Source organism: Dyella sp. (genome assembly GCF_035486915.1).
Lineage (GTDB): Bacteria > Pseudomonadota > Gammaproteobacteria > Xanthomonadales > Rhodanobacteraceae > Dyella_B.
Genome location: NZ_DATHMR010000065.1, coordinates 1 through 11,508, shown reverse-complemented (window position 1 = coordinate 11,508; position 11,508 = coordinate 1). Strand labels below are relative to the sequence as shown.

Sequence of the window (11,508 nt, the reverse complement as noted above, 5' to 3'; positions counted from 1 at the left end):
TCCTCCAGCCTTCGCTGGGATGACGAGCCCACGACGATGCGGTGTGATGGGTGCGTCGAGGTGGGTCTTTGCGACTGCGACTTGGGGCTTCGCCCTTGCCTCTGCCGGAGGGAGAGGGGGAACACGAAAAAAAACATCCGGCCCGCAGCTCTACGGGCCGGATGTTTTTAGTGCTTACTTCTTGCGGGCGGCCTTCTTGGCGGTTTTCTTGGTCGCCTTACGACCGGCCTTCTTGCTGGCAGTGGACCTCTTCACCGCTTTCTTGGCGGTTTTCTTACCGGCGGCCTTTTTGGCCACTTTCTTTGCGGCCTTTTTGGCCGTCTTTTTGCTGCTGACCTTCTTTGCAGCTTTCTTGGCCGTCTTCTTCACGGCTTTCTTGCTGGCTTTCTTTGCGGCGCCCTTGCGGGTTGCCTTCTTGGCAGCTTTCTTAGCAGTTTTCTTGGCGCCCGCTTTCTTGGCGCCAGCCTTCTTTGTTGCCTTCTTCGCGGCCTTCTTTGCAGGGGCAGCAGCTTTTGCTTTCTTGGCTTTCTTGCGACGCTTTTTCGGAGCAGCAGGAGCCGCTTCGGTCGACGCCGGAGCAGCCGGTGCAGTTTCGTCGTGATGGACTTCAAACTCGGTATCGATAGACATGCGGGTATTCCCCTCCGGTACGTTTGTTATGGAACTTGCGATAAGTCTGTTACGGATACGGATTGCTGTGAGCAGAAACGTAGCGCGATTTCGCGTTACATGCCACCACTAAAATTTTCCGTAATAGCCTTCCTTCAAAGCATCGAACAAATTGGCGGCGGTGTGCATCTCTCCGTCGTACTCCACTTCTTCGTTGCCTTTCAGTTCCACAACGCTACCGTCTTCCAATTCGAAGCGGTAGAGGGTGTTTTCAAGATCGGCTTCTTTGACCAGCACGCCCTGGAACGCAGCGGGGTTGAAGCGGAACGTGGTGCATCCCTTGAGGCCCTGTTTATAAGCGTAGAAGTAGATGTCTTTGAAGTCTTCGTAGGGGTAGTCGGTGGGCACGTTCGCGGTTTTGGAGATGGACGAATCCACCCACAATTGCGAGGCGGCCTGGATGTCGACGTGTTCTTTGGGCGAGATGTCGTCGGCGGAGACAAAGTAGTCGGGCAGCTTAGCCTTGATGTCGTCGCTGAACGGCATGGCGTCGGCGTTGATCAGAGCGCGGTAGGCGAGCAGCTCGAAGCTGAAGACCTCGACCTTTTCTTTCGATTTGCGGCCTTCGCGGATGACGTTGCGCGAGTAGTGATGGGCAAAGCTGGGCTCGATGCCATTGCTGGCGTTGTTGGCGAGCGAGAGCGAAATGGTGCCGGTGGGCGCGATGGAGGTGTGATGTGTGAAGCGCGCGCCAATGGCGGCCAGTTCTTCGACCAGATTTGGCGCGACGGATGCCACGCGCTGCATGTAGCGGCTGTATTTGGCGTGCAGCACGCTGCCGCGAATCTGATCGCCGACCTTGTAGCCGTCTTCGACCATTTCCGGGCGCTTGCGCAGCATGTCGCCGGTAACGGTGAAGGTCTGGGCGAGCACGGGCGCGGGGCCTTTTTCTTTGGCCAGATCCAGTGCGACTTCCCAACCGGCCACAGCCATTTCGCGCGAGACGTCTTCGGTGAAGGCAACCGCTTCGGCGCTGCCGTAGCGCATCTTCAGCATCGTGAGCGTGCTGCCAAGGCCCAGGAAGCCCATGCCGTGACGACGCTTGGAAAGGATCTCGTTGCGCTGCTGTTCGAGCGGCAGCCCGTTGATCTCCACCACGTTGTCGAGCATGCGGGTGAAGATTTTCACGACTTCGCGATATTCGTCCCAATCGAAACGCGCCTTGGGACCGAACGGATCGCGCACGAAGGTGGTGAGGTTCACCGAACCGAGCAGGCACGAGCCGTACGGCGGCAGCGGTTGCTCGCCGCAGGGATTGGTGGCGCGGATGTGCTCGCACCACCAGTTGTTGTTCATCTCGTTCACCTTGTCGATGAGGATGAATCCGGGCTCGGCGTAATCGTACGTCGAGACCATGATCATGTCCCACAGGTGACGCGCACGGATGTGGCCGTAGATCTTGCAGGCGACCAGACCGTCTTCGCGCTCCACGTAGTTTTCATGCGTGGGCCATTCGCGCCACACGACGACACTGGGGTCGTTGAGATCGACGTCGTCTTTCTCTTTGACGTGCACGGGGAAGACGAGCGGCCAGTCGTGATCGTGCTCCACCGCCTGCATGAAGCCGTCGGTGATGAGCAGCGAGAGATTGAACTGGCGCAGGCGGCCGTTCTCGCGCTTGGCGCGGATGAATTCCTTCACGTCGGGATGGCTGACATCGAAGGTGCCCATCTGCGCACCGCGACGTCCACCGGCCGAGGAGACGGTGAAGCACATCTTGTCGTAGATATCCATGAACGACAGCGGGCCGCTGGTGTATGCGCCGGCACCGGACACGTACGCACCGCGCGGACGCAGCGTGCTGAACTCGTAACCGATGCCGCAACCGGCCTTCAGCGTGAGGCCTGCTTCGTGCACCTTATCGAGGATGTTGTCCATCGAGTCGCGGATGGTGCCGGACACGGTGCAGTTGATCGTGGAAGTAGCGGGCTTGTGTTCCAGCGCGCCAGCGTTTGAGGTGATGCGGCCAGCAGGAATCGCGCCGCGGCGCAGCGCCCACAGAAAATGTTCGAACCACTCTTCGCGCAGTTCGGGCGTAGCTTCTACATCGGACAAGGCGCGCGCGACGCGCTGCCAGCTGTCATCGATGGTGGCGTCGACCGGCTCGCCGGTTTTGCTGCGAAGACGGTATTTCTTGTCCCAAATGTCCATCGAGGCGGGCTGCAGCGGAATAGCTGCGTCGCGACCCATGTTTGTTGCACGCAAGGTGCTCATCGGCTTCCTGATCTCCCGATGTGGCCTCACGGCCACGTTGGTTTCTTATATAGATGGAGACTTCACGTCAGATGACCAGAAAACCCCGGTCTGCCGGTTCACGCCCCGCGCGTGATATTCGGCCTGACATTCACTTCGCGAACAGCGGCAGCCCCTCCTGACGATATTCACATAGGTACCAGTTCTTGGGTAGTGGACCGCTGCTGGCACACAAGATGTTGTGATTGCGGATGGGCGGAAACGTTACCCCCGCGGCCCGGCGATGTAAAGTGCTAACTGCGTCCCACTTGTGGACACCCCGATTGACGCTGCGCAGGCCCCGCTCCGGGCACGCTGCGGGAACCGCACACGGGGCTTTCGAGTCGAACAGGTCCAACCTTTTTGATTGTTGAGAAGGAGACTTCATGCAACACCGCTTTCTTCGCCGTTTCACGGCTTTTTTCGGCCTTGCGCTGATGGCCGCCTTACCGATGTATGCCTCGGCCGCATTGCCACCCATCGTGGATGGGCAGCCCCTGCCCTCGCTCGCGCCAATGCTTCAGAAAGTGACACCGGCAGTCGTGAACATTTCCACCAAGACGCGCGTGCGGGTGAATAACCCGTTTCTCAACGATCCGGTATTTCGCCAGCTCTTCGGCATGCAGGGCATGCCACGCGAGCAGCTGGAACAGAGCCTGGGTTCGGGCGTGATCGTGGATGCGCAGAAGGGTTACATCCTCACCAACAATCATGTGGTGGGTAATGCCGACGACATCACGGTCACCTTGCAGGATGGGCGCAATTTCAAAGGCACGCTGGTAGGTAGCGATCCGGCGACTGATGTGGCGGTGGTGAAGATCACGCCCGATCATCTACAGGCGCTGCCGATCGCCGATTCGAGTCAACTGCGCGTGGGCGACTTCGTGGTGGCGGTGGGCGATCCGTTTGGATTGGGACAGACGGTAACGTCGGGCATCGTGTCGGCGTTGCAGCGATCCGGATTGGGCGGATCGAGCTTCCAGAATTTCATTCAGACCGATGCCTCGATCAATCCGGGCAATTCCGGCGGTGCGCTGGTGAATTTGCGTGGCGAGCTGATCGGCATCAATTCGATGATCCTGTCGCCGTCGGGCGGCAACGTGGGCATCGGTTTTGCGATACCGACAAAGGTCGCCAGCGATGTGATGCAGCAGTTGATCGCACACGGCAAGGTCAGCCGCGGCAGCCTGGGTGCGCAGACGCAGGACATCACCCCCAATATCGCCAAGTTGCTTGGATTGAAGGACAACAACGGTGCCGTGGTGACGCGCGTGACGCCGGGATCGGCTGCCGATCGCGCGGGTCTTCAGGTGGGCGATGTCGTGACAGCTATTAATGGCACGCCGCTGGATAGCGCCGATCAGCTCAATAACGCCGAAGGTCTGCTACCTGCCAACAGCACGGTGACGTTGACGGTATTGCGCGACGGCAAAACGCGAACTGTCAGCGCACAGCTGGCGCCGGAGAAAGTGGCGTCGATCGATGCCGGCAAATTCGATCCTCGCCTGGTTGGCGTGACCTTCAGCGATCTGAACGATGCGCAAACGAGTCAGGGTTTGTCGGGCATTGCCGTGACATCGGTGAATCCCAACAGCCGCGCGGCACAAGCAGGGCTTTCATCGGGCGATGTGATCGTGGGCGTTGGCAATCGTCGTATCACCAGTCTGCGCGATTTGCAGGGTTTGGCGGCCGCCAAACCTCGCCAGCTGGTGCTGCTGGTCGCCGCTGACGAAGGGCTCAACTATGTGGTGATTCAGTGAGTTGAGGGACGGAACGTGTGGATGGCTTTGATCGACTCGTTCCGTCTCAATCAGTTGTTTGATGCAAATATATGAACGCACTTGATGTTTTCGCTTGATGTTTTGCCTCCAGGCCGTTGAAATACAGCATCCTGTCACTGTGTGCACGCAGTTTTGACGGCACACTGGCATCATTTCAGCCCATTTGTAGGTCGCGCATTCCTATGCCTGTACGTATTCCACGTCTGCTTTCTGTCGCCCTGATCGGCGCGAGTCTTTCCACGGTCGCACTTGTCGCTCTGGCGCAATCACAATCACTGACCTGGCGCGGTGACGTTGTTACCGCCAATGGCGTGATGAAGGGCATGGCGCAGGCGTGGCAGTCCTCCGGTCATGGCCACGTGGAGCTGCAACCGTTCAACACCGCATCGGGTCTGGATGCCGTGGCGAGTGGCGCTGCGGATATCGCTGGCAGCGCGCGCGGCAGTGCAGGCAACGCCGTCGACAGCGGCCTTACGTTTACGCCGGTGGCATGGGATGGCCTCGTGCTGGTCACTAGCCCGTCGAACCCGGTGAGCAGCCTGACCTTGCAGCAGGTGCACGACATTTACTACGGCAAGATCACCAACTGGAAAGATGTCGGCGGCAACGATGCGCCGATGGACGTGTTCGCCGTGGCGAGCCCGGGCGATGGCGTCGAATTCAGCCTGCGCAAGCTGCTGTTCGGCCGTGGCAGTCAGCCAGTCGCCGCGCCGCGTCTGTATGTGAACACCACGCAGCTGGAAGCATCGGTGGCGCTCGATCCGCGCGCATTCGGTGTGACGACGCTGTCCAGCGTGGCGGGCAATTCGAAGATCAAGATGATCCGCATCAGCGGCGTCGCACCGAACGTGTCGAGTGTGGCCAGCGGTTCGTATCCGCTGTTTACGGAACTGTATCTGGTGACCAATGCCAGCAGCCCGAATGCGGCGAATGCAAAGGCGTTTGTCGATTTCACGCAGAGTGCGAAGGGCGAGTCCGTGCTGCGCTCGCATAGTCTGGTGCCCTACGCCGATGGCGGCGCATTGACGGCGATGGACTCTTCGCGCCGCAGCCGCATTCTGGCGGAAGTGGGCGCGCACGCCAGCGCCGAACCGACGCAGATCGCTGCTGCCGCAGCACCTCGCGCGGTGGTTCCCACGGCGGCTGCAGCCGCAGCCGCTGCAGCCGCTGCCCGCGCGAATACGCCTAGCCTGGCGGCGGTGGCGGGCGCTGTGGTCGCTGCGCCGCAGCCGAGCAGCCTGAAGGGTATTCACGGCGATGCGTTTACCGTTGCCGATGCAACGAGCCATGGCAGCGATTTCGCCAAGGTCACCGCCGATGCGTTCGTGACGTTCGACAAAGTGCCGGTCAGCAAGACCAAGGCCAGCAAGACGGCCAACACAACGACCAAGAAGTCGGATGTTCGCAAGGTCGCCAGCGCTCCCGCGCCGGCGGCTGCCCGCTCCTACCGCGTAGGCGCTGGTGAAACGCTGTATTCCATCGCACGCAAGCACGGCGTCGATGTCGCGCAGATTCGCACCTGGAATCACCTGAAAGACAACACGGTTCGCACCGGTCAGGTGCTGCGCATCGAAGCGCGCTGATTCCTTCTTAGGCTGATCCCTTTTAGGGATGCCCCCATGCGCATCCTCGCTCTGACGATCGATCTGGATGACACGCTCTGGCCGGTCATGCCGGCGCTGGAGCGTGCCGATCGCGATGTGGACGACTATCTACGTCGTCACTATCCGCAAGTCGCCAAGATCTGGCCGATTCCCGCCATGCGCGAATTACGCGCACGCGTGGCAGCCGAACGCATCGACCTCGCACACGACTTCACAGCGCAGCGTTATCTCACCATGCAACGAGCCTTCGATGCCGCCGGCATCGCCGAGGCGCCGCTGGATGCGATGTGGGAGATCTATGCGACGGCACGCAATAGCGTGGAGTTGTATCCCGACGCCCTGCCTGCGCTGGAAGCCTTGGCTGCAAAGTGGCCGGTCGCCAGTTTGACCAACGGCAACGCCGATCTGGAGCGCATCGGTCTGCGCATGCATTTTGCGCATCACATCAGCGCACGCGACGCTGGCGTTGCAAAGCCAGATGCGCGCATCTTTCTGGCTGCCGCCGAACAACTCGGTGTCGCGCCCGATCAGATCCTGCACATCGGCGACGATCCGGAATTGGATGTCGTAGGCGCACGCGATGCAGGCCTGCGCACCGCATGGATCAACCGCCCCGGCCACCCTTGGCCAGGCACACTAGGCCCCAAGCCCGATCTGGACCTGCGCGACCTAGCCACTCTTGTGCAGTGGCTAGACACAAATCACTCCTCAACATAGCCCCTCTCCCATTGGGAGAGAGGTTGGGGTGAGGGTACGCCCGTCGCGCAAACCTCCAACTTTCCATCTCAAACCTTGCGTTTGGCAGCCACGTACATCAAAACTCGGCCATTTCTCCCATTCCCACGCGAGAAGCTTTGAACAGTCTTGGAAAAGCGCGATCATTCACGCCAAACAACCAAGACCAAAGCGCATGTCCGCATTGACCGAGTTCCGCTCCAAACGCTCCGCTCCGACACCGATCGAAGCGACCGACACCGTCCATTTCTCCTCCACACGCCGACGCCTTACACCGGCGCAGCGCAAATGGGCAGAAGAAACCGGTTTCGATGCAAAGCCCGGCGGCGTATGCCTGCTGGCGGATGCCAACGGCAAGCTGGCGCGCGTGCTGGTAGGGGTGGATCGACAGGATGCACTCGGCGCACTCGCAGCGTTACCGACGACGTTACCTGCCGGTGAGTACACGCTCGATGCCGACAGCGTGCCGCTCGACGCGCAACTCTCCGCGCTGGGTTGGGCCTTGGGCGCTTATCAGTTCACGCGTTACCGCAAGGCCAAACGCGCACCGGCAACGCTAGCCGTCGACACCGCCACCTTCGAAACGCTTGCACCACTCGTCAGCGCCACCGCCCTGGTGCGCGACTTGGTCAACACACCGACGGAGGACATGGGGCCGAAGCATCTGGCCGATGCCGTGAAGCATCTGGGCAAAGTGCACAAGGCCAAGGTGCATGAGTGGGTGGGCGAGGAGCTGCTGGAAGCGAACTTCCCAACGATCTACACCGTGGGCCGCGCCAGTCATCGTCCGCCGCGCTTGATCGAGCTGACATGGGGCAAGGCATCGCATCCGAAATTGGTCGTGGTCGGCAAGGGCGTGTGCTTCGACACGGGCGGCCTGGATCTGAAACCGTCCGACGGCATGCGCTGGATGAAGAAGGACATGGGCGGCGCGGCGCACGCCATCGCGCTTGCAGGTTTGATCATGCAGGCAAAGTTGCCGGTGCGCCTGACGCTGCTGATTCCTGCGGTGGAGAACGCCGTTTCCGGCAATGCGATGCGTCCGGGTGAGGTGGTGGTCACGCGCGGCGGTCATAGCGTGGAGATCGACAATACCGACGCCGAAGGCCGTCTGGTGCTCTGCGATGCGCTGGCTTACGGCGCAGAACAGAAACCCGACCTGATCGTCGACTTTGCCACGCTCACGGGTGCGGCGCGCGTGGCGCTGGGCCCGGATCTTCCCGCGTTGTTTGCCAATGACGATGCGATTGCCGATGCGGCGCTCGCTCACGGCCGTCAGGTTGCCGATCCAATGTGGCGGCTTCCGTTGTGGCGCCCCTATCGCAAGATGCTCGATTCCTATCTTGCGGATTTCGCCAACGCCGGTCCGTCGCGTCATGCGGGCGCGATTACTGCCGCGCTATACATGGAACGCTTTATTCCGGACGGCATGCCGTGGATGCATCTGGACACGTATGCGTGGAATGACGGCGATCGTCCTGGTCGTCCGCGCGGTGGTGAGGCGATGGGTTTGCGTGCGATGTTTGCGTTTTTGCAGAATCGCTATCACGCGTAATGCACTGACTTTGCTCCCTCCCCTGCTGCACCGTAGGGGAGGGAGTAGGTGCTGCCGTTAACGTGTGGCGCCCGACTCGCGAGATAGCCACGTCCCCATGCTGCGCACACGCTGCACAATGATGCGCAATCCGCGTGCGATTTTCGGCAGCAGCCAGCACAGCAACACCATAAACAGGGCCAGTGCGATCAGCAGCACGAGGGGATGCTGCCACATCAGATAGAGGATGCCGAACAACGAGATGTCCTCTCCTGCGCTCGCCGTCCAATTGCTGATCGGTTCGGGCGACGTGTTGATCAACGCGCGCCCGCCTGATTTGGCCAGATGCGTTCCCGTCACTACAGCGCCGCCAAGCAGCGCTGCGGCAATTTGTTCGTCCATCGGCGAATGCTTGAACACGCCCCACGCCAGCAACGTGCCGACCGGAATACGGATAAAGGTCTGGAAGGAATCCCACACACTGTCGAACACGGGAACCTTGTCCGCGAGAAATTCCCCGAGCATGAGTATGCCCGACGCAATCAGCACCCAGTTGTGGCTGAGCACCGCCAGCCCGGATGGCAGATCGACATAACCAAGTCGTCCCAGCAAGCCGGCGATGAACAACGTGGCGTAAAGACGGATACCGCTGGCCCATGCCAGACCGCCAGCCAGCGCAATGTTCGACAACAGGTTCATGCCATACCTCCCTCTTGCGAGCGGTAGCGACCTATTTCGGATGAGGGCCGTCTTGCGATGCTCAGGATGCTGCGCGCCCTTCGTTTCGACGCTGTGGCGAGGCTAACCACGCCATCCTCCCCTTAAACCGGCGAGGAGGCAAATGCAAAAAAAAGCAGCGCCGGAGCGCTGCTTTTTCAGTTCAACCGATGTCGCAACCTCAGTGATTGCCGCTCGATGCCGCCCCAGCAGGTGCGGAAGCGTGTGACGCATCAGGCGCGGGCGCACTGGAGCCGCCGTTGTTGACGGAGGTTTCAGGCGCTGCCATCGCATTCGGACCGGCGACCACGGCCAGTGCAGGCTCAGTCTGCTTGCCGCCATACGGCAACACTTCGGCAGCCAGCTTCGGATTGCTGTTGATCAAGCCCACGGCGTCATACAGCACGTGCGCCGTTTCCTGCAGTTGGGGGTCAGGAGCGTTCTTGGCTTCTTCCTGTTCCTTCAGCTCGGTGGTGAGGCTGCGTTCGCTCGGATTGAGGCCGTCGTCGAGCTGATCGTTGTCATCGCCAACTGCGTTGTTGCCATCAATCGTCTTATGACGCGCGCGGAAGTCCGCTTGGATGGCATCGAGCTGTTTGCGTTCGGTTTCGCGCTGAGCAAAGTTGAGCGAGATCGTCGTGCGATCTGCAAGCTTCTTGTACTGCGTGAGTTCGTCGAGCATCAGCTGCCATGCCGGGGATTTCGCGGCGCGGGCATCGTGCATCTGCTGCAGCTGCGCCAGATATCCCTTCATGTCCGCAACCGGCTTGTAATCGGCCGGTGCGATCTGCGTCCATTGCAGCGCGTTGTCGTAGGTCGACTCACCGAAATCCTTTTCATCGCCGTTGGTTGGATAGAGCAGGTCGGGCGTCACGCCACGCAGCTGCGTCGAACCGCCGTTGATGCGGAAGAATTCCTGCACCGTCATCTTCAACGCGCCGAAATCCGCCTTGCTGTCCGGATCGGAAGCGAAGCGATCGAGATCGATCAGCGTCTGCACGGTGCCCTTGCCGAAGGTCGGCGTACCGATAATCAAGCCGCGACCGTAATCCTGGATCGCTGCAGAGAAGATCTCCGAGGCCGATGCTGTGCCACGATTCACGAGAACGGCCATCGGACCGCTCCACGCCATCGGGGAGTCGTCATCCTTGCCCTGCGCTTGCACTGCACCGCCTGCATTGCGCACTTGCACGGTCGGGCCTTTATCGATGAACAAGCCGGTTAGTTCGTTGGCTTCGTACAGCGAGCCGCCACCGTTGTTGCGCAGGTCGATGATCACGCCCTGCACGCCTTCGGCCTTGAGTTCGCCGAGCAGCTTGCTGACGTCGCGCGTGGCACTCTTGAAGTTCTTGTCGCCCTCGCTGCGTGCACCGAAGTCGGAGTAGAACATCGGCAGTTCAATCACGCCGATCTTGCGGTCGACACCATTGTCGTCGATGTCGATGACTTTCTTCTTGGCCGCCTGATCTTCGATGGCGATCTTCTCGCGCACCAGCGGGATGATGACGTGCTTGCCATCCGGACCCTGGTCCGCCGGCGCAATTTCCAGGCGCACCGTGGTGTCTTTCTTGCCGCGGATCAGGTTGACCACGTCGTCCAGGCGCCAGCCAACCACGTCGACGATCGGGCCGCTATCGCCCTGGCCCACGCCGAGCACCGTGTCGCCCACATGCAGCTTGCCGGACTTGATGGCGGGACTGGCGGGAACCAGCGAGGCGATCTGGGTGTAGTCGTCGCGTGCCTGCAACTGCGCGCCGATGCCTTCGAGCGAGAGCTTCATCGTGATATCGAAGTTCTCCGCTTCGCGCGGACCCATGTAGTCGGTGTGCGGATCGGTCGAGTTGGCGTAGGCCGTCATGAAGGTCTGGAACGCATCTTCACCATCCAGCTGACGCACGCGATTGACGTAGCTGCTGTAGCGCTTGTCGAGCGTCTTGCGGATGTCGTCATCGCTCTTGCCGGCAAGCTTCAGGCGCAGCCAGTCGTTCATCACGCGCTTGCGCCACAGATCGTTGAGCTCGTTCTGGTCTTTCGGCCAGTCGGCGTTCTTGCGATCGATGGTGTAAGTGTCGTTGGTGTTGAAATCGAAACCTTGCTTCAACAGGCTGCGCGCATAGTTCATGCGATCGACAGCGCGCAGGACGTACTGGTTGAAGATGTCGAACGGCGCAGAGAGATCCCTGTTCCAGATCGCATCGTCAAACTTGTCTTTGTACTGCGCGAACTTCGCCATGTC

Annotated in this window: 8 protein-coding genes; 4 read left to right on the top strand and 4 right to left on the bottom strand. The window is 60.5% G+C overall.

What is annotated here, in order from left to right; translation table 11 throughout:
• Positions 1-174 precede the first annotated feature (174 nt).
• Together VK725_RS05605 and VK725_RS05600 are read right to left on the bottom strand one after the other, a co-directional pair.
• Positions 175-630 carry a hypothetical protein gene (locus VK725_RS05605; RefSeq protein ID WP_325317072.1) on the bottom strand — a complete coding sequence of 152 codons (456 nt, stop codon included), beginning with the start codon at positions 628-630 and terminating at the stop codon, positions 175-177.
• A 108-nt stretch (positions 631-738) separates the two neighbouring features.
• Positions 739-2,883, bottom strand: coding sequence for an adenosylcobalamin-dependent ribonucleoside-diphosphate reductase (locus VK725_RS05600; RefSeq protein WP_325317071.1), 2,145 nt, complete (start codon positions 2,881-2,883; stop codon positions 739-741).
• A gap of 404 nt (positions 2,884-3,287) precedes the next feature.
• On the opposite strand from VK725_RS05600, the gene VK725_RS05595 reads away from it, so the two are divergent.
• From VK725_RS05595 to VK725_RS05580, 4 genes are all read left to right on the top strand, one after another.
• The gene (locus VK725_RS05595) at positions 3,288-4,661 is read left to right on the top strand and encodes a DegQ family serine endoprotease (protein WP_325317070.1); all 1,374 of its coding nucleotides are present in this window, start codon (positions 3,288-3,290) and stop codon (positions 4,659-4,661) included.
• Positions 4,662-4,864: 203 nt separating this feature from the next.
• Positions 4,865-6,265: a LysM peptidoglycan-binding domain-containing protein gene (locus tag VK725_RS05590; RefSeq protein WP_325317069.1), complete on the top strand. Its 1,401-nt coding sequence runs from the start codon at positions 4,865-4,867 to the stop codon at positions 6,263-6,265.
• Between the two features lie 36 nt (positions 6,266-6,301).
• Positions 6,302-7,003 (top strand): HAD family hydrolase, encoded by a 702-nt coding sequence (locus VK725_RS05585; protein WP_325317068.1) that lies wholly within the window; start codon positions 6,302-6,304, stop codon positions 7,001-7,003.
• A gap of 193 nt (positions 7,004-7,196) precedes the next feature.
• Positions 7,197-8,576 carry a leucyl aminopeptidase family protein gene (locus VK725_RS05580; RefSeq protein ID WP_325317067.1) on the top strand — a complete coding sequence of 460 codons (1,380 nt, stop codon included), beginning with the start codon at positions 7,197-7,199 and terminating at the stop codon, positions 8,574-8,576.
• A 57-nt stretch (positions 8,577-8,633) separates the two neighbouring features.
• Here VK725_RS05580 and VK725_RS05575 read toward each other — a convergent pair whose 3' ends face one another.
• Together VK725_RS05575 and VK725_RS05570 are read right to left on the bottom strand one after the other, a co-directional pair.
• The gene (locus VK725_RS05575; RefSeq protein WP_325317066.1) at positions 8,634-9,254 is read right to left on the bottom strand and encodes a DUF4126 domain-containing protein; all 621 of its coding nucleotides are present in this window, start codon (positions 9,252-9,254) and stop codon (positions 8,634-8,636) included.
• Positions 9,255-9,453: 199 nt separating this feature from the next.
• The coding region (locus VK725_RS05570) for a carboxy terminal-processing peptidase (RefSeq protein ID WP_325317065.1) at positions 9,454-11,508 on the bottom strand (2,055 nt) is incomplete at its 5' end.

Bases quoted from the DNA above. Each gene is read 5' to 3' on its own strand.
- VK725_RS05575 (WP_325317066.1), bottom strand. From the start codon at position 9,254: ATGAACCTGTTGTCGAACATTGCGCTGGCTGGCGGTCTGGCATGGGCC.
- VK725_RS05590 (WP_325317069.1), top strand. From the start codon at position 4,865: ATGCCTGTACGTATTCCACGTCTGCTTTCTGTCGCCCTGATCGGCGCG.
- VK725_RS05595 (WP_325317070.1), top strand. From the start codon at position 3,288: ATGCAACACCGCTTTCTTCGCCGTTTCACGGCTTTTTTCGGCCTTGCG.
- VK725_RS05605 (WP_325317072.1), bottom strand. From the start codon at position 630: ATGTCTATCGATACCGAGTTTGAAGTCCATCACGACGAAACTGCACCG.
- VK725_RS05580 (WP_325317067.1), top strand. From the start codon at position 7,197: ATGTCCGCATTGACCGAGTTCCGCTCCAAACGCTCCGCTCCGACACCG.
- VK725_RS05585 (WP_325317068.1), top strand. From the start codon at position 6,302: ATGCGCATCCTCGCTCTGACGATCGATCTGGATGACACGCTCTGGCCG.
- VK725_RS05600 (WP_325317071.1), bottom strand. From the start codon at position 2,883: ATGAGCACCTTGCGTGCAACAAACATGGGTCGCGACGCAGCTATTCCG.